The 18,169-nt window shown below is 64.2% G+C and carries 19 protein-coding genes and 1 pseudogene; 12 read left to right on the forward strand and 8 right to left on the reverse strand.

Annotation, left to right across the window (positions count from 1 at the left end; translation table 11 throughout):
* A partial coding sequence (locus X742_RS1000000175255) for a hypothetical protein (protein ID WP_032925070.1) occupies positions 1-248 on the reverse strand: 248 nt, incomplete at its 3' end.
* Positions 249-518: 270 nt separating this feature from the next.
* On the opposite strand from X742_RS1000000175255, the gene X742_RS142290 reads away from it, so the two are divergent.
* Positions 519-2,201: a relaxase/mobilization nuclease domain-containing protein gene (locus X742_RS142290; protein WP_023775102.1), complete on the forward strand. Its 1,683-nt coding sequence runs from the start codon at positions 519-521 to the stop codon at positions 2,199-2,201.
* 288 nt (positions 2,202-2,489) lie between these two features.
* On the opposite strand, the gene X742_RS142285 is transcribed toward X742_RS142290, so the two are convergent.
* From X742_RS142285 to X742_RS142275, 5 genes and pseudogenes are all read right to left on the reverse strand, one after another.
* A complete protein-coding gene (locus tag X742_RS142285; RefSeq protein ID WP_023775103.1) occupies positions 2,490-3,230 on the reverse strand; it encodes an arginyltransferase in 741 nt (246 codons plus the stop codon).
* A 4-nt stretch (positions 3,231-3,234) separates the two neighbouring features.
* Positions 3,235-3,633 carry a DUF983 domain-containing protein gene (locus X742_RS142280; protein ID WP_023775104.1) on the reverse strand — a complete coding sequence of 133 codons (399 nt, stop codon included), beginning with the start codon at positions 3,631-3,633 and terminating at the stop codon, positions 3,235-3,237.
* On the reverse strand, positions 3,620-3,847 hold the full coding sequence (locus tag X742_RS1000000173320) for a DUF983 domain-containing protein (protein ID WP_023775105.1): 228 nt from the start codon (positions 3,845-3,847) through the stop codon (positions 3,620-3,622). The genes X742_RS142280 and X742_RS1000000173320 overlap by 14 nt, the downstream gene beginning before the upstream one ends.
* A gap of 26 nt (positions 3,848-3,873) precedes the next feature.
* Positions 3,874-4,148, reverse strand: a pseudogene (locus X742_RS1000000176825) (hypothetical protein); the annotation flags it as partial.
* A gap of 18 nt (positions 4,149-4,166) precedes the next feature.
* Positions 4,167-4,478 carry a helix-turn-helix transcriptional regulator gene (locus X742_RS142275; protein WP_023775106.1) on the reverse strand — a complete coding sequence of 104 codons (312 nt, stop codon included), beginning with the start codon at positions 4,476-4,478 and terminating at the stop codon, positions 4,167-4,169.
* Positions 4,479-4,603: 125 nt separating this feature from the next.
* Between X742_RS142275 and X742_RS142270 the strand changes: the two genes are divergently transcribed.
* From X742_RS142270 to X742_RS1000000174375, 5 genes are all read left to right on the forward strand, one after another.
* A complete protein-coding gene (locus X742_RS142270) occupies positions 4,604-5,404 on the forward strand; it encodes a fused MFS/spermidine synthase (RefSeq protein WP_156939470.1) in 801 nt (266 codons plus the stop codon).
* Positions 5,405-5,786: 382 nt separating this feature from the next.
* Positions 5,787-6,059 carry a helix-turn-helix transcriptional regulator gene (locus X742_RS142265; protein ID WP_023775108.1) on the forward strand — a complete coding sequence of 91 codons (273 nt, stop codon included), beginning with the start codon at positions 5,787-5,789 and terminating at the stop codon, positions 6,057-6,059.
* A gap of 74 nt (positions 6,060-6,133) precedes the next feature.
* Positions 6,134-7,855 (forward strand): SulP family inorganic anion transporter, encoded by a 1,722-nt coding sequence (locus X742_RS142260; RefSeq protein ID WP_051407787.1) that lies wholly within the window; start codon positions 6,134-6,136, stop codon positions 7,853-7,855.
* A gap of 9 nt (positions 7,856-7,864) precedes the next feature.
* Complete coding sequence (locus tag X742_RS142255; protein WP_023775110.1) at positions 7,865-8,329, forward strand: recombinase family protein; 465 nt, start codon at positions 7,865-7,867, stop codon at positions 8,327-8,329.
* Positions 8,330-8,724: 395 nt separating this feature from the next.
* On the forward strand, positions 8,725-8,883 hold the full coding sequence (locus X742_RS1000000174375) for a hypothetical protein (protein WP_156939471.1): 159 nt from the start codon (positions 8,725-8,727) through the stop codon (positions 8,881-8,883).
* Between the two features lie 94 nt (positions 8,884-8,977).
* On the opposite strand, the gene X742_RS01000000170865 is transcribed toward X742_RS1000000174375, so the two are convergent.
* Positions 8,978-9,181, reverse strand: coding sequence for a flavoprotein (locus X742_RS01000000170865; RefSeq protein WP_023775113.1), 204 nt, complete (start codon positions 9,179-9,181; stop codon positions 8,978-8,980).
* A 153-nt stretch (positions 9,182-9,334) separates the two neighbouring features.
* Here X742_RS01000000170865 and X742_RS142250 point away from each other — a divergent pair, with 153 nt between their 5' ends.
* Positions 9,335-9,685, forward strand: a complete 351-nt coding sequence (locus X742_RS142250) for a RidA family protein (protein ID WP_031248620.1) — start codon at positions 9,335-9,337, stop codon at positions 9,683-9,685.
* Between the two features lie 502 nt (positions 9,686-10,187).
* Here X742_RS142250 and X742_RS142245 read toward each other — a convergent pair.
* Positions 10,188-11,309 (reverse strand): FAD-dependent oxidoreductase, encoded by a 1,122-nt coding sequence (locus tag X742_RS142245; RefSeq protein WP_023775116.1) that lies wholly within the window; start codon positions 11,307-11,309, stop codon positions 10,188-10,190.
* Between the two features lie 96 nt (positions 11,310-11,405).
* Here X742_RS142245 and X742_RS142240 point away from each other — a divergent pair, with 96 nt between their 5' ends.
* The 5 genes from X742_RS142240 (at position 11,406) to X742_RS142220 (ending at position 18,133) form a co-directional block, all read left to right on the forward strand.
* Positions 11,406-12,311 (forward strand): LysR family transcriptional regulator, encoded by a 906-nt coding sequence (locus X742_RS142240; protein ID WP_023775117.1) that lies wholly within the window; start codon positions 11,406-11,408, stop codon positions 12,309-12,311.
* Positions 12,312-12,400: 89 nt separating this feature from the next.
* A complete protein-coding gene (locus tag X742_RS142235) occupies positions 12,401-14,479 on the forward strand; it encodes a hydantoinase/oxoprolinase family protein (RefSeq protein WP_023775118.1) in 2,079 nt (692 codons plus the stop codon).
* Between the two features lie 5 nt (positions 14,480-14,484).
* The gene (locus X742_RS142230; RefSeq protein ID WP_032925075.1) at positions 14,485-16,470 is read left to right on the forward strand and encodes a hydantoinase B/oxoprolinase family protein; all 1,986 of its coding nucleotides are present in this window, start codon (positions 14,485-14,487) and stop codon (positions 16,468-16,470) included.
* Entirely contained in the window at positions 16,467-16,769 is a 303-nt protein-coding gene (locus X742_RS142225; protein WP_023775120.1) for a (2Fe-2S)-binding protein, read from the forward strand. The genes X742_RS142230 and X742_RS142225 overlap by 4 nt, the downstream gene beginning before the upstream one ends.
* Complete coding sequence (locus tag X742_RS142220; RefSeq protein ID WP_023775121.1) at positions 16,766-18,133, forward strand: NAD(P)/FAD-dependent oxidoreductase; 1,368 nt, start codon at positions 16,766-16,768, stop codon at positions 18,131-18,133. Before X742_RS142225 ends, X742_RS142220 begins: the two co-directional genes overlap by 4 nt.
* Positions 18,134-18,169 lie beyond the last annotated feature (36 nt).

Genomic DNA, 18,169 nt, shown 5'->3' on the forward strand with positions numbered 1-18,169 from the left:
GTGCGGCAGTTTCGCGAGGAACTGAAGGCGATGACTGGCGGGTCACGCAAGGCGAGGGAGGCCAGGCCATGAGCGGTCGTCTTGCTGGCTACGCGGCCGAAATCGAACGCTATCTGCGGGGTGGGTCCGGCGTTCAGCGTGAGGAGCTGGACGACGACAATTCTCTGACGGGGGGCCGACGCGCGGCCGGTGAATTCCAGGCGATGAAGAGTTATGAGCGGACCGGTGGCGGCGGGCGCCTCGGGCAAGGACAGGCCGGCTCGACGCTAGGTGGCGGCAGCAACCCCCCTCGTTCGTCGCCGGGAGGATTGGGGGCTTCTGGGAGTTCTATGTCGAGCAGGGCTCCAAAGGCCACTACTGCTACGAGCTCGCACAAGGCCACTAGCGCGCCGATCCTGGTCTATGGCGCCACGCTCGCCGGTTTCCGGCCGGAAGAGGAGGAGGAAGAGTGGACGCGGCGGGGCGGGGGTGGCGGTCGTAGTGCTGACCGCTCTGGCGGTAGAGGACGAGCGGCGCGGGTGGGCTATCAGGCGCGGGCCGTGGCGGCACGGGCAGGCTATGCGGCGGGCGCCCAGCCTGCCGTGTTCAAGGTCATGCCCAATCCTCCGTCGACCAGGGAAGCCGCTGCTCGGCTGCTCAATTACATCGGCAAGCGCGAGGACGAAAAAGGCGAGAAACACGACATCGAGATTTTTGACGAGGATGGGCAGGTCCTTGCGACAGGCGGCGCACGGAAAGCGTTTCTGGAGACGTTTTGCGAGACGTTCGAACCGCCCCTGGAGAACACCAATTTTATCGAGGTTCGTTTCGAGCTTGCCGGCGAGGTCAACGGTGCCGCTTTGAGCGAGGCCTTGAACAAGGCGCTCGGTGCGAAACCGTTCATCTATGCGCAGGACGGACAGACGGTGCAGGTTTACGCGCACACCGATGAGCGGGCTGGACCGCTTGCGAGAATTCTGGCCGGCGGTCGGGAGAATTCGCGCAGCAAGGCGCTCGACAAGATCGAGGCGCGTTTGTCCGAAACTATGGGCGTGGCGGGGGTGGTCGCCAAGGCAGAGGTAACGGCGGCCGTGAGCCGTGAACCCAAAGCGAAATACTTCCTGCAGAAGTTCATCCGCACCCACAGCGACGTCCGCCATGCAAATGGCGAGTCTGTGCCCGGGGTGAAGAACTCCACGAAGGCTGCGGCTTCAGTCTATGAACAATGGCGCCCGAAGTTTTCGGGGCGTGAGCGCCGCAATGCCTATCACCTGCTTTTCTCGGCAAGGGCCGGCACCGATGCCAACGCCGTCATGGCCGCGGCGCGCGCCGTGATGGAGGAGCGAGCGCCAGGATACAAGTTCGTCCTGGCGCATCACAACGACACCAAGCACGTCCATATCCATGCGATGGTGCAGGCGCGCTCTGCCGACGGCGAGCGCCTGAAATTCTACAAGCCGGATCTGGCCGCCTGGCGCGAGACCTTTGCGGAAAAAGCACGCGAGAACGGCATTGCGATGGTGGCGACGCGGCGAATGGATCATGCGATGACGCGGCCGTTCACCAAGGAGCATGCCGGGGCTTATAGCCGCGCCCAGAGCGATCCGCGCTACCAGGTCAGCGCAAGGACGATAGAGCGAGTGGAGGCCAAGCGGCAACGCCGCTTCGATGTCCAATCCCTTGTCGTGAACGGCGATGCAATCGCCGCCGCATGGCAAAGGACAGTGACGACGATGCGCGCAGTCGGTGTGGTGGGTCAAGCGCTCACGGCGGCCGAGTCGATCGGCAACAATTTTCTGCAGTTCCGTCGCGATCGAACAGGGGATGGGCAACCAGGTCCTGACGTGGCTCGCGGGGCTGATCAATCGGGGCAGAAGTCTTTCCTGTCCCATCCCGGTATGAGAGAATTGAATGCACTGATAGGAGATTTGAACATGGTGCAAACCCCCTTGGAAATGCGGCGTCAGATGGCCCGTGTCAATCAGGCTCTCGACAATATGCGCGAGACGCTGCCGCCGGCGCATCAAGGACAGTTCGAACAGTATCGTGAAGAGGTCAACGACAAGATGCACGACCGCNATTCGAGCGGCAGCAGCAGCGTCGTGGTGGTGGCGGTGGCGAGCCGATCCACGAGCGCGAGGCGCGAGCACGAGACGTTCCAACTCGGGACAATCCCCGCGAGCCGGAGCAGCCGCGCACAGGCACCGAGCAGGAGAAGGTGAGAGCCAAGCAGAAGGACCCCAACAAGCAGAAGGCTCAGCAGGCTGAAGAACAGGACCGCAAGACCCAGCGCTCAAATGATAACGACTACGAGCGCTGAACAATTACAATGCCAAGAACGGTTTCGGCTCGATGACAGAAATATGGGGGGAGTCTGTGCGTTCAGGCGGCAGGCTGAACAGAGTTCCGCACATGATTTCCGGACATTTGCGGCTTCGATTTCTGTCACTCATGAGCACCTCGGCCCGACTGGCCGAAAAACGGGCGTTTTGCGGACATTCCTTTGTTACTCAATACCGCTTCCAGCCGGAGGGTCCGAGATGCTCCTGCGGCATGAACCGGGTCTTGTACTGCATTTTGCGCGAACCCCTGATCCAGTAGCCGAGATACAGGTACGGCAGCCCCAGCGCCCGTGCCCGTTCGATGTGCTCAAGGATCATGAATGTGCCGAGGGATCCCCCTTGGTCGGAAGGATCGTAGAAGGAGTAGACCATCGACAAGCCGTCGGCCAGCACGTCGGTGAGCGCTGCCGCGACCAGGACGCCCGAACTGCCGGCGGCAACGCCTGCACCACCAGGTCGCCGGTATTCGACGAGCTTGGTGTTGACGTGCGTGTCTTCAATCATTCGCGCGTAGTCGAGCGCGTCCATGTCCGCCATGCCGCCTGTGCTGTGCCGTGCCTCGATGTAGCGCAGGAACAGGGCGAATTGCTCCCGCGAGGCCTCGGCCCGGTGGCGGGAGTGGCGCAGGTCCGCATGGCGCAACCAGACTTTCTGCAGGGAGCGCGTCCGCACAAAGTCCTTGACCACGATCCGGACGGACACACATGCCCGGCAGCCATCGCACGCTGGCCGGTAGGCAATGTTCTGGGAACGCCTGAACCCGCGCTCCGAGAGCTGGTCGTTCAAGGCGACAGCCTTGCCATCCGACAGATGCACGAACACTTTCCGCTCGACGTGGCTGTCCAGGTACGGGCAGGACGTCGGCGCCGTGAGAAAAAACTGCGGCGAAGATGGCGGCTGGTGGGTCATGGCGTCATTCGCCCGCGCGCTCGCTGTCACTCGCCTGCCGCGAGAGCCAGAACGCACTGAGCAGCACACCCTTGACCCGGGGCAACAGGACCAGGATCAGCGCAACGACCATCATCACGAGCAGGATCATCGCCAGGATGAAGTGCGAGTCGAGCAGTCTCTGGAAAACGAAATATAGGGGCGCCGCGGCGACGCTGGCGAGCAGGATCGTGAACCACGGCGCGGCATCATCCGACTCGATGTCGCCGTAACGTTCGCCGCAGCTGGCACAGGTTTCAACCTGTTTTAGGTAAGCCCGGAACAGGTGGCCGCGGCCGCAGTTCGGGCAGCGTCCGTTGAGTCCTCTGGTGAGGGCGACCTGCAAGGTCGGGCGCTTGCTTTGCGCGCCTTCAAGCTCCGTCATGTTCCGCCTCCAGCTCACCTTCGCGTTCCGATCCGGGTGCCCGTGTCACTAAGATCACGCTCAGCAGCAGGCCCTTGGCGCGTGGCACAACTACCAGCGCGGCGCCAAGTGCCAGCATGGGCCATACCGTCATCACCTTGGTTTCGACCGCTAGGGCGAGAGGCACAACCAGATGGCCGACCACCAGGATCGTGAGCCAGGGACGCCGCGTCATCCGATCGGATGTGGCCGTAGGCCTCGCTACACACGCGACAGCGGTCAACCTGCTTCAGGTAGGACCTGAACAGCTTGCCTTGTCCGCATCGGGGACACCGCCCGAGCATCCCGCGCAGGTCAGCCATGGCAAGCGTGGGCCGGTCTTGCGCCAGATGAACCCCAGCAGTCGGCGACCAGAACGTGTCCAAGGGATCAGGCGTGAGTTCGTCCATGGTGCCCCCGCAGGTCCCGTGTCGCGCATGTGAAGGGGCACGGAGGCCGCACTTGAATGGTGCTGTGGGCGGCGCGCCGGCCGCCATGGATGCGCGAAGGCCGCGTCACGACACCGCCGACAGTATGCCTTTGGCTTTTGGACCCAGAGCCGAGAGCTTGGACGGATCGAAATCAGCCTTCAATCTTACGCCACGCCCGCCGGCCTGGCTTGGCACGCTGTCGCTGATCAGTTCAACGCCGGCGAATTCCAGGGCGCCGATCAGCTTCATAAGCGAATCAACGTTGCCTCTGATCATGGCCTCACTGGCCTCCATACGCTGAATTGTCGGCACGGACAGGCCGGAGAGGTCGGCGAGCGTGCGCTGGTCGATGCCGAGGAGCGCCCTGGCGGCACGCAGTTGGGGAGCCGTGATCATGTGAGGAAACTCGCGCACTGGTGTGTCAGACATCAGATCTAAACGTTCAATATATACTAAAGGATTGCGTGCGCCGCACCCGCGGCTCGCATCTGCCGGACGCGGTCCGGCATTCCGGCAGGATCATGATCAGGATCGCCAAATACCATTCGGAGTTCGGTCACATCGAGGTTCTACAGGCCCGCGATATGGGCTCCTTTATCTGCCGGCAGGGCGGTTGCTTTCAAAGTGAGTGCGACCACAGCGGCGTCAGCGTCGTGCCATATGTGCACGCCATTTTCGGGCTGCTGATCCAAAAGCAGTCGCGCGAGGTGCTGATGATTGGCGGTGGTGGCGGCAGCCTGGCTACTATGCTCGACCAAGTCGGGGTGCGTGTCACCGTCGTCGATATCGATCCGAAAGCCTTCCAGGTCGCACGGCGCCATTTTGGCCTTCCCTGGCATGTCGCTTGTCGCGTCGCCGATGGGGAAGACTTCTTGCGCGCCGAGACCAAGCGCTATGACGCCATCGTCATGGACGCTTACGCCGGCGCCCGGATACCCGACAACCTGCAGTCCGAGCCGTTCTTCAGGCTCGCGCACCGCCGGCTGAAAAATGCTTCGGGTTGCTTGATCGCCAACGTGCATGCGCTGCACGACCTGGACCCCATGCCCGACCACATCGCGGCGAGGCTCAACGCGGTGTGGAGCAACGTGCTGATACTCGACAGTCGTGGCGTGCCCAACCGCAACGCGATTGTGATCGCGGGACACGTGCGCGATCTCGCCCCGCCGCGGCTTCTGATGTCACCTGCGGTGGGCGCCGACGACATTGAATGGGATCTCATTAGGCTTTCGTTCAGAGGCTGGCTCCCATCGCGCCAGGCCGCGCAACAGGACCGCGCGTTGAACACGCGCGGCCCAACACTGGAGAATGAGAATGGCTGACTAAGCCTCAGATGGCATGAGCGCCCACATCCAGACCAGGGCAACCGGCTTAAACCCGCCCCCCACAATGCGCGGAAATCACGGGGTGACATTCCCTTTCGGCCGGCTGCGGATGCCGAAAAGCTGGAGCTTGACGAAAGCACCGCTCGGTTTGGCGCAACAGTGAAAGTAATCAATCCAGAGCGGCCAGCCGATCTCCGGGGCTAGTGATCGGTCCCTTTGTGCCATCCGTGCGCGACAGTTCCGCACAGGCGCCGGGCATATGTGCAGATACCGCCGTGACGCCTTAGAAGTGCTGTTCCTTATTGCTTGACTGAGGTATGACACATTACTACGTCGCTTCGATATTGCTTACCCCGTCGCGAAAGGAGCGCACCTACCCTTGATCACCTCGGCTCAAATGCGTGCCGCACGCGCCATGCTCGGCATCGACCAAGTCAAACTGGCCGAACTGTCCGGCGTGTCGATCGCCACCATCCAGCGGATGGAAGCCAGCGACGGCAACGTCCGTGGCGTGGTCGACTCGTTGACCAAGGTTGTGCAGGCGCTCAATAGCGCCGGCGTCGACGTAATTAGCGACCATGAGCGCAGCGACCGGGGCGGGCGCGGGGTTCGCCTCCGCCACCCTGACGTTCTGCTGGGGAAAGCACATTAACCGCCCGTCGCGACGCGACCGCCGACGTTGACGCCGACGATCCCGCCGCCTTTCAACTAAGGAAGGCTCACTTTGTGGATAATTCAGTCTCGGCCGTGAGGCCTGCCGCCCGCCCAAGCTTCGTCGAGCTGTTCACGCCCAAGACAATTACCGTGCTTCGCGAAGGCTACGGGTGGGCGAACCTGCGCGCGGATCTGATTGCGGGCCTGACCGTCGCCATCGTCGCCCTGCCGCTGTCGATGGCGATTGCCATTGCGTCGGGCACCACGCCCGAGCGCGGCCTGTTTACGGCCGTCGTAGGCGGCTGCCTGGTGTCCCTGCTCGGCGGGAGCAGGTTCCAGATCGGCGGGCCTGCCGCCGCCTTTACGGTGGTTGTCGCCACCACCATCGCCAATCACGGCTTCGACGGCCTGCTGCTGGCCACTATCATGGCCGGCGTCATGCTCATGCTCCTCGGTTTCCTGAGGCTGGGCAGCTACATCAAGTTCATTCCCTATCCGGTCACGGTCGGGTTCATCTCCGGCATCGCCGTGATCCTGTTTGCCGGTCAATTGCACGACCTGCTTGGTCTGACCCTCGCGGTGAAAGAGCCTGCCGATTTTGTCTCCAAGATCCAGGTCCTGGCCGGCTCCATCGCGACCATCAATCCTGCCGCCGTCGGCGTTGCCGTCCTGACCATCGCCCTCATCGTCGGCGTGAGAAAGGTCAGGCCGACATGGCCAGCCATCCTCGTCGCAGTGGTCGCGGGCTCCCTGCTGGTCTATGTCCTCAAGCTGCCGGTGGAAACCATCGGCACGCGCTTCGGCGGAATTCCCAGCTCGCTGCCACTGCCGGCGCTGCCGCCGCTGTCCCTCGCGAAAATGCAGGCGGTCCTGCCGGACGCGCTGTCGTTTACGCTGCTCGGCGCGATTGAATCGCTGCTCTCCGCCATGGTGGCGGACGGCATGACCGGCCGCCGACACCGCTCGAACATGGAACTGGTGGGGCAGGGGTGCGCCAACATCGCCTCGGCGCTGTTTGGCGGCATCTGTGTCACCGGCACCGTGGCGCGAACCGCAACAAACGTCCGCGCCGGCGCCCGCAGCCCACTGGCTGGTGCGTTCCACTCGGCCTTCGTGCTGCTGTTCATGCTAGTCGCGGCGCCACTTGCCAGTTACATCCCGCTGGCCTGCCTCGCCGGGGTGCTCGCCGTAGTCGCCTGGGGCATGGCGGAGAAGCACGAGTTTGCGACACTTATCCGCACGTCGTGGGGCGACGCGCTGGTGCTGCTCACCACCTTCGGCCTGACCGTGTTTCGCAGCCTCTCCGAAGCGATTGTGGTGGGATTCGCCATGGGTGCATTGCTGTTCATCCACCGTATGTCGCAGGCCACCGGTATCGAGCAGCACGGCGCGGTCCTGGTGCCGGAGGACCAGGCCGACGACGCCGATGTGCGCCCGCCCTATGACCCAAGCGCCGCGACTGACCCGCACACGGCCGTGTATCGCATTACCGGGGCGTTCTTCTTCGGGGCAGCGTCAGCCGTTGGTACTGTGCTCGACCAGCTCGCCCTCGAGCGCAAGAACATCATCCTCGACTTCGCAGCCGTGCCGTTTCTCGATTCCACGGCGGCGACCATTGTGGAAACCTCGGTGCGCAAGACCGTGAAGGCCGGCCTGCGCTATTTCATCGCCGGCGCGTCTCCGGGGGTTAAGCAGGCTCTGGCGCTGCGCGGGGTGCTGTCGCCGCAAGTCCAGTTCGCGTCGTCGGTTGCCGAAGCCCAGCAGCAGCTTCGGAAGCTGTTGCTGGGCGCGTAGGCCTTCGGAATGCGGCTGGGGTATGCGCTCCTCAAGCCTTCGGAAGAAGACGGCGCGGCGCAAACTGCCCGCCTGCTCAAGGCCGGTTGTGACCGCGTCTATCTCGAGCGGATTGCGCGTCGTCCGCGAATGTGCGGCATGTCGCCGGTCCATCAGCAGCGCCAGCCGCGGCTGGCTCGTCTGCTTGGCAGCCTCAAGGCGCAGGACGTGCTGGTGGTTGATGATCTGACGCGGCTGACCCACACCGCTGGCAAGGCCTGCGCCGCACTCGCGTCGCTGCGGATCCTCGAGGCGGGGTTTGTCTCGCTGGCGGACGGCATTGACACCGTGCAAGGACCTTCAAACCAGGTCTTTGAAGTGTTCGCGGCGTTTGAGCGGTTCCCCCGCGGCGGCGCGGCCCGCCGCAAGGCGCGCTGGATGAGCATGAGATTCAGGCCGCGCGGGCCATGCTCGCCTCACAGGCGATGCCCCTGACGGCTGCGGCCGAGCTCGACGTCACCACAGGCATGCTGCTGGATAGTCTCGGGCCGAAAGCCTTTGCCGCGCAGCTGCTTATTCGTGGTTGCAGTTGAAATAGGATGCCGCTGCTTCCGGTCAGGGCGATGTGCTCGCGGTCCAGTTTGGTGGTTAGGTTGTGCCGCGGCAGTAGGCGTCGACGACCTCGCCAAGCATCTTCAAATCTTCAGGGCGGAGCGCGCACATGCGACTTGCCTTTCGTGACTTCTTTTATGTGTGCATGCCGTGGCTTTGCCACAGGTGCAAGCGCTGCGGGCGCTGTGTAGTGCAGCCGCAATGCTAGACCGCTCACCCATGAACCTGGACTGCCCTTGGCGCGATAGATAGGCTCCGCCTATCCTGAAGGAATGCCGTTGCGCAGAATCCTGGTCAGGGCCTTGGTGTCTGGCGTGCTGATGGTCGGCGCCGGCGTTGCTCTCGACGCGACCATGGGTGTGTCCGCAACGTCAGCCGTCCTGTTTGCGCTCTCCTGCCGCACGGAGATCAAGCAATGGGACATTGGGCTCATTTGACGCCGACCATAACATCGCTTCATGCTCGTCGGGTGGGTGAGAAATGCGCTGTCGGCGATCGTCGTTGATTGCTAGGCTGAATTAATCGACCAGATCAGGCAAAGCATAGGAAGTGGTTGGCGACAGACGTCAGTTGGGCAAGGCCGTCGACGCCGAGCTCATGCGCGACGGTCAATCGCGCGCCCTTGGAAACGACGAGATGCGTCTCCACCCCGGCTCTGACCAGTTGACGAATGGTCTCCAGCGCGAGCACGGAGCCGGATGCACCGGTGACACCGACTATCAGCCGTTTGGGCATTCTGCGCGGCAAGATCCATGATGAGATGGAGATGTTTCGCCCGCAACGCTTCTTTCAAGCCGGCGCTCAGCGCTCCGCGGTTGCACACGTTTCCTTGGCTCCGGAATACGTCCGGCAGCCTGCTTTTGACCAATGCATCTGGGATCCTGCGCCATGACGAAAATCGAACGATTTGACAAGAACGAGCGGCTTGGCCGGATCGTCGTTCACAACGGCACGGTCTATCTTTCGGGGCTTACGGCCGATGACAAGAAAGCTGGTACCTGCGGCCAGACGCAGCAAATATTGGCAAAGGCGGATACCCTTCTGGAGAGCGTTGGCGCGGACAGGTCGAAGCTGCTGTTCGCACAGATTTGGTTGCGCGACGTCGAGGACTTCGACGCGATGAACAAGGCTTGGGTCGGTTGGCTCGACGGCGCCGCACCACCGGCGCGCGCGACAGTCGGCGCGAGCTTCGCGCTGCCAGAGATCCGCATCGAAATTCAGTTCACAGCAGCGATTTAACTTCTGCGCGCTACTCTAGGCCAGCGAGTCCGATCAACGTCGGCTTTGCGCATGATCTTATCCGTTCACGGCGCCAAAGCACTGATCCCGAAACCGGTCATCGGTTGATCCTCGTTCGAAACAGAGCTTGGCGACAACTAGCTCCGACTTCCCGAAATCAAGGTCTCTCTGGGGGCCACCGGCGGTGGCGCAAGATAAGCCTCGAGTATCACGCGAACATTCCGGCGACTTCATGGTTTCTTGAGATGCAGCAAGCGTCCAGTAGCTTGTCGTCATGATCCTCAGCTTTGAGAACCATCTCAAGGGCAGCAAGCAACTTTTGCCGCCGCAAGCGTTTTGCGCATTGCTGCTCGGCAAGTTCAACGGCTGATGAAGTCATTCCTGGATGACGGCGCGGCGACGATCAGTCCGGCCGCAAGAAAGCCACAGAGCAGATCAGTTCGAACGAACTTCTCCCGTTGCGCGTTACAACCGTTTCGACCCAGTTTCGCCTCTGGAACCATCAGGCAGCAGCGCGGCTGAAGCGGTTGATCCTGAAGTCGTCGAGCGGCGTTTCGCAACGGTCGGTCGTGATGAGTTCGGCCATGGCGTCGCCCACGCCAGGACCAAGCTGGAAGCCGTGTCCGCTGAAGCCGAAGGCGTGGAACAGGCCTGGCGTCGTCGCCGAGTGTCCCATGACCGGCAGCATATCCCGCAAATACCCCTCGCAGCCCGACCATGTGCGAATGACGGCGACCCGCGCGATTGCCGGCAACAGCCGCGCGACGGCGCGCAATTGCGACGGCAGTCGCATCGGGCCGGCGGCGGCATGGCCCGGGTCCAGGTCCACCGATACCCTCTCGGCGGCGCCGCCGAAAACGATGTTGCCCCGCTCGACCTGGCGCAGATAGGCGCCATGGTGCTTGTCGCGCGTCCAGATGCCGACCACGGGCAGAATTCGATGCGGCAGCGGCTCGGTCACGCCCATCTGGGGGCCGTAGGCGTCGAGCGGGACCGCTTCGCCGAACTGCTCGGCAATGCGCGCGCCCCAGGCTCCGGCGGTGTTGAGCAAGCAGTCGGCGGCGAATGCACCCTTCGAACTGGCGACAAGGAAACCGGTGCCCGTATAGGTGATGTTCTCGACCTCGGCTTCCTCGATGATTTGCGCCCCCAGTTTGCGGGCCGCCTCGGCAAAAGCCGGCGCGATCAGCCGCGGATTGCCGCTGCCATCATGCGGCGAGAACGACGCCGCAACAGCATCAGGACCGAGACCGGGAAAACGGGCGCGAATCTCGCGCGGGCTGAGCTCCTCCAGCTCAAGCCCCCAGGGCAGCGCCGCCTTGGCGTAGGCCCGCATGTCGGCGAGGCTATCTTCATCGAAGATCAGCCGGACATGGCCTGTAGCGCGGAATTCCACGTCGCGGCCAAGCATTTTTTCGGCCTCGCCCCACAGCCTGAGCGAGCGATGGGCCAGCGGAAGCTGGGACAGGTGACGCCCCGTGCGCCGGATGTTGCCGAAGGAGGCAACCGTTGCTCCCGTGCCGATCCGGTTGCGCTCGATTAGCGTCACGCGCGCGCCGCGCCGCGCCAGGAAATAGGCCGAAGCCGTTCCCATCAGTCCGCCGCCCAGCACGATCACATCCATGGCGCCCTCATGCAATGAGCCAATCTTGTCCGCACCGCGGACTTGCGTCAAAGATGGGTTTGGACAGAAGCCATAAGCTTTACCTATGGAGTGGCAATGCGGGCCCGGCAGCTCGAAGTGTTCATCGCCGTCATGCGCGCGGGCACCGTGACCGCCGCGGCGCGGATGCTGAACATCTCCCAACCTGCTTTGAGCCAGATCCTGCTGCACGCCGAGGACGAACTCGGCTTCACCCTGTTCGAGCGGGTGAAGGGCCGGTTGCGACCGACCCCGGAGGCGCTCGAGATATTCCCTGATGCCGAGAGGTTGTCGGCGGGGCTTGAAGGCTTGCGCCGCAAGACCACCGACCTGCGTCTGGGTCGAACCGGTCTGGTACGGGTCGCCGCTTCACCGCCGCCGGCCATGGCTATCTTGCCGCGTGCGTTCACAAAATTCCGGGCCCAGCATCCCAACATGATGTTGCGTGCTCATAGCGCGCCGATCGCTGCCATCGTCGACATGCTGCGTGCGGGCGACGCCAGCCTGGGCGTGGCCATGGACGACCGGCTTCCTCCGGATATCGAGGCGGAGGTGATCGGCAGCGTCGGCTTCGCGTGCCTGCTGCCCGCCAGACACGCGCTGCAAAAGAAGGCCGAGCTGAGGCTCGCCGACCTCGTCGGGGAGGAGTTGATATCGTATCGCGGCAACACCCGCCCCGCCGACGAACTGGCCCACGCTGCCCGCGCGCAAGGTGTGACGCTTTCGCCGTCGCTCGAAATCGACGTATCCATCTCCGCGGTCGGTTTCGTCCAGGCCGGTCTGGGCATCGCCTTGGTCGACGCGCTGCTGCCGTGGCACCAATTTGCCGGGCTTGCGGTCAGGCCGCTGACGGCAGGACCGGAATTTCCGATCGCGCTTCTCACCTCCCGGACGCGGGCCCTTTCACTGGCCGATGAGATGATGCGCGATGAGATCCGCGCTGCCTCTGCCGCCGTCCTGAATGAGCATCGCGCGAAAGCATAAGCAGGACTTATATCCTTGCCCATCATGCGTCTTGGACCCGCACCATCCGGTCGTGCCAGTTTTGCCTGGCAGACAGGAAGGGACGCATCATGGACGGTGTCATCGCGGCGGATGCAGCGCAGAACGGAGCCGACTGGAAGGTCGGCGTCGATATTGGCGGAACATTCATCGATTTCTGTGCGCTCGAAGCAAATTCCGGCCGCCTCGCATCGCTAAAGGTGCTGACGACGCCAGAAGATCCGGGCGCGGAACTGATGACCGGTCTCACCCTGCTGGCCGAACGCGAAGGCTTTGACCCTACCCATATGACGCGTTTCGTGCACGGCACGACCGTCGGCATCAACACGATCATCCAACGCAAGGGCGCGCCGGTCGCGCTGTTTACCAATGCCGGCTTCGAGGATGTGATCGAACTCGCAAGGCTGCGAATGCCGGAGATGTATTCGCTGTTCTGCTCGCGGCCGGACCCGCTGATCTCGCGCGACATGGTTTTCGGCATTCCGGTCCGCATGCGTGCCGATGGCAGCGAATCCTTGGCGCCCGACATGGCGGCGGTAGAGAGGGCGGTGGCGGCGGCAAAGGCCAATGGGGCGCAGGGGATCATCGTCTCCTTCCTCCATTCCTGGCGCAACGCCGCGCAGGAAGCATCCGTGAAGGCGGCGATAGCGCGTCTTGCGCCCGAACTCTTCGTCTTTTGCTCGGCCGAGGTGTGGCCGGTCATTCGCGAATACGAGCGCAGCTCCACCGCCATTCTCAACGGCTATGTCCATCCGCGTGTCTCTGGCTATCTGACGGCGCTGGAAGAGCGGCTGAAGGACCGAGGCGTGCCGGCCCGCCCCATGCTGACGAAATCGAACGGCGGGCTGATGAAAGCTGCGGAAGGCAAGCACGCCTGCGTCAACATGCTGCTTTCGGGAACGGCCTCCGGCGTCATCGGCGCCTCGTGGCTGGCCCGTCAGGCAGGCGAAGACAGGATCCTTACCCTCGACATCGGCGGTACCTCGGCCGACTTCGCGCTCATCATCGACGGCGAGCCGAAGTTCGGCACCGGTGAGCTGATCGGCGAATTTCCGCTCCATATCCCCTCCGTTTCGGTGAGCTCGATCGGCGTCGGCGGCGGTTCGATCGCCAGTGTCGACGCGCAGGGTGTGCTGCGGGTGGGGCCCGAGTCGGCCGGTTCGACGCCAGGACCGGCGTGCTACGGCCGGGGTGGCGAGCGGGCGACGGTGACCGACGCCATGGTGGTGTGCGGATGGCTCGGTCACAGCGAAATGGCCTATGGCCAGCTCAGCATCGATACCGGACTGGCGCAGCGGGCGATCGGAAACCTCGCTGCCCGGCTTGGCCGTCCGGTCGAGCAGACAGCGCAGGCGATCCTCGACATAGCGGTGTCGGAAATGTTCGTCGAGGTCGAGAAACTCGCCTCGCGCGCCGGCATCGATTTGCGCGATTTCACGCTGATGCCCTTCGGCGGCGGCGGTCCGATGCTCGGCGCCTTTCTTGCCCGCGAACTCGGCATGAAGCGCGTCATGGCGCCCCGCCGCCCCGGCGTGGTGTCGGCGCTGGGCGGGCTGGTGGCGGACCTGCGCGGTGATTTCATTCGCACCATCTTCAGCCCGCTGTCGGGCACATCGCTCCCCACAATCCGCGAGGCGTTCGAGACCCTCGCGCAAGAGGGCAGCGATTGGCTCGCAGCGCAGGGGCACGACGCGTCCGCGCAACTCAATCTCTCCTGCGACATGCGCTACATCGGCCAGAGCTATGAAATCGAGGTTGTGTTGTCGCCGGAATGGCTGGCGGACGGTAACACAGCAGCCATCGCGCAGGCCTTCCACCGCACCCATGAGCGGCTCTACGATTTTCACGATCCGGACGGCGAGATCGAACTTGTGAATGTCCGGCTCTCCGCCGTAGGCGCGGGGCCGAAACTCTCTTTCCCGAAGGTCGACGTGATCGACGCCCCGGCCATTCCGACGCGCCGGATCCCGGTCTACACAGGCGTAAGCGTCGAGACCATCGACCTGTACGACCGGCAGAGCCTCGCCCCGGGCAGCACGTTCAGCGGGCCTGCCGTAGTCGTTCAGGAAGACACCACGTTCGCTATTCCCGCGGGCGCGCAGGCAAGCGTCGACCGCCATCTCAACCTTCTGCTCACCTTCCCGGAGTGATGCCTTTGTTTGACCGCACAAACCTTCAGGTTCTGGCTAACCATGCCCGCGCGGCGGCCGAGAACATGGCCCACACGCTGCACCGCACCGCGCACTCCGCCTTCGTCAAGGAGACGCAGGACTTTACCGTGATGCTGATGGACCGTTCAGGGGGGACCTTCGCCGTGCCGATGGAACTCGGCGCCACCTGGTATCCGGGGCTGTCCTATCACCGCGCGATCGCTATGGTCGACGACTACCGGCCGGGAGATGTGGCGTTCACCAACGATCCCTATTCCGGCTACGTCGCTACGCACGCGCCCGACACGCATTTGTGGAAGCCGGTCTTCGTCGACGACGAGATCGTCGCCTGGACCGGCGGGCATATCCACAACACCGACATGGGCGGGGCGGTGCCGGCTTCGCTCAGCCGAGCGTTGACCGAAATCCATCAGGAAGGCATCCGCTTTCCGCCCATGAAGCTGGTGAACGAGGGTGTCTTCGACGAGATGATCCTGCGGATCATGAGCACCAATGTGCGCAAGCCCGACCTCAACATCGGCGACATCAAGGCGCTGGTCGGCGCGCTCAACACCGGCGAGCGCAAGATCCAGGCAATGGTGAGGAAGTTCGGCAAGGCCGGCTTCATCGAAGGCGTTTCAGCTCTTCTTGACCATGCCGAAGCGCAGGCGCGCGACGTGCTGCACTCCATGCCCGACGGCATATGGGAATTCGCAGACTATGCCGACGAGGATTCGGTCGAGGCCAATCCCTGCCGGCTGAAGCTGACGCTGACGATCAAGGGCGACGAGGCAGTGCTCGATTTCACCGGCTCCGATCCGCAGCTCGGCTCCTCACTCAACGTGCCATCAGGCGGCGACCCGCGACACACCATGCTACTGGTCGGCGTCTACTACGTGCTCTACACGCTCAATCCGAAGATCCTGCTCAATACGGGCCTCACCCGGCCGTTTACCTGCATCGCACCCACGGGTTCGGTGCTGAACCCGGTATTCCCCGCTGCCGTGGGCATGCGCTCGCTCACCTGCGCCCGGTTGCGGTCGGTCATCTTCGGCGCCTTCTCGCAAGCCGTGCCGGAGCGCCTGCCCGCGGCTCCTGCCGGCAACAACTGCATCGTCAATGTCATGACCACGGACGAGCGCACCAGCCGGACCGTCATCGCGGCGGTGAACCCCGTGGTAGGCGGCGGCGGCGCGATGCCGCATCGCGACGGGACCAACGGATCGGGCGCCGATGCTGCCTATCTCAAGAACACGCCGATCGAGATCACCGAGACCGAGACCCCGGTCGAATTCGTGAAATACGGGCTCGCCAGGGACAGCGGCGGGGCGGGTCGCTGGCGCGGCGGGCTGGCGACCGAGATGGCGTTCCGCGTCTTTGCCCCCGATTCCAGAATTACGGCGCGCAACCGCGACCGCAGCTTCTTTCGTCCCTGGGGCGTGCTGGGCGGCAAGGCGGCCGGCCTGTCGGACATGGTCGTCAATCCGGGGACCGGGCACGATCGGCGGCTGGGCAACATCGACACGGCGGTGCTGCAGCCTGGCGACGTGCTCGATATCCGCTCCGCCGGAGGTGGCGGGCGCGGCGATCCGCATCAACGCGAGCCCTGGCGGGTCGCGCAGGATGTACGGCACGGCTATGTCTCACCTATTGTTGCCGAGCGCGACTATAGCGTCGTCATTCGCGATGGCGAGGTCGACGAGCAGGCAACCGCGAGGCTGCGCGCGGGGCACAAGCCGTCCGCCGGCCATTTTGATTTCGGCCCGGAGCGGGAAGGCTACGAAGCGCAGTGGACTCCGGCGGCCTATGACCGGCTCACCGCCATATTAAGGGACTTGCCGATCCATTGGCGGTTCTTCGCCAAGACGGAGATCTTCCGTCGCATGAAGGGGCGCTCCGGGCCTGAAGGCGTCCAGGCGGCGTTCGATGCAGTCTGCGAACGGTTCCCCGAACTGCCCCGTCCTCTTCCGGTGCAAGAGGCCGCGGAATGATCACCGCCGGCCGTATCGTCCGCCTGGCAGAGCGCGACCGCACGCAGCTGCATTTCTTTCTCGACGGTGAGATGCGCGACGCACTTGCGGGGGACACCGTTCTGACCGCCATGCTGGCATCAGGGCACGCCTTGCGAAAGTCCGAGTTCGGACCCGAGCCGCGGGCCGGGTTCTGCCTGATGGGAGCCTGCCAGGATTGCTGGGTATGGCAGGACGAGGGGCCGCGTGTGCGGGCGTGCTCGGCATTTGTCAGCGAAGGCATGCGGTTGCGCACGACAGAGCCGGAGAGCTGGCCGTGAGCGAGACCTTGCCGCCGCGGATCGTGATCGTGGGCGCCGGTCCCGCCGGCATAAGGGCGGCGGCTACGCTGGTTGAGGCAGGGCTCCACCCGGCGGTGATCGACGAAGGGCAGCGCGCTGGTGGCCAGATCTATAGGCGGCCGCCTGCCGGTTTTACCCGCACAGCGGAGCAACTCTACGGGTCGGAGGCTGCGAAGGCGCGCGCGCTGCATACGCTCTTCGACCGGCTGGCCAAGGAGGGACGACTCACCCATTGCGCGGCGAGCTCGGTCATCGCTGTGCAGAAGGGTCGGCTGCACGTGATGGGGGAGGTCGGCGTGCAGGTGATCTCCTATGACCGCCTGATCATTGCCACCGGCGCGTCCGACCGCGTCGCTCCAGTCCCGGGCTGGCAGAGTGCCGGCGTCTACAGTCTTGGCGCGGCGCAGATCGCGCTCAAGGCGCAGGGCGTGGCGCTTGGCCGGCGCATCGTCCTGATCGGATCGGGGCCTCTGCTGACGCTGGTCGGCGCGCAGCTCGTCAAGGCCGGAGCGGATGTGGCAGCGGTGCTGGACACCTCTCCCTGGCATCAGCAGACGCGGGGGTTTTGGGGACTGGCCGCCCGGCCGGTTGTCGCGCTGCGCGGTCTGGCCCTGCGGGCGAGGCTCGGCGGCCGCTACCATACGGGCGTTGCGCTCGAGCGGATCGAGGCCGACGGGACGGGTGTCACAGCGATGCGCTGGCGCGACGCCGGCGGAAGGCAGCGTCTCACTGCATGCGACATGATCGGCATGGGCTGGCACCTGCGGGCGGAGACCCATCTGGCCGACCTCGCGGGATGCGACTTCACCTATGACGAGCAGTGGCGGCAATGGCTGCCAAAGACCGACCGGATGGGTCGTGCCGGCAACGGCGTCTATCTTGCAGGCGACGGGGTTCGTCTTCTGGGAGCGGACGGCGCGGAGATCGCTGGGCGTCTTGCGGTGGCGGCATGCCTTGCCGATCTCGGAGGTCCGGCGCCTTCCGCCAGCGCCGATCTGCGCAAACTCGCGCGGCTCGAGCGCTTTGCCAGTGGTCTGGCTTGCGCCTTTCCCTGGCCCGCCGCGATGGTGCGGGCGCTCCTAGACGAGGCGATCGTCTGCCGTTGCGAAAACGTGAATGCCGGAGCCTTACGCGAGGGCGCGGGTTTCGGCGGCGGCGAGGCCAATAGAGTGAAATCGCTCTCACGCGTCGGCATGGGGCGATGCCAGGGACGCTATTGTCAGTTGGCCGCCGTCGAACTCGTCGCGGCGCAGTCCGGCTGCGCGCCCGATGCTGTCGGCCGGTTTCGCGGACAGGCTCCTGTCCGGCCGGCTCCTGTCGGCGCCTTTCTTCGTGAGGGCTGATGCGCTTGCGAAAGCCACGCCTGGATATTGGCATGG

This window comes from Mesorhizobium sp. LNHC229A00 (assembly GCF_000502415.1).
GTDB lineage: Bacteria > Pseudomonadota > Alphaproteobacteria > Rhizobiales > Rhizobiaceae > Mesorhizobium.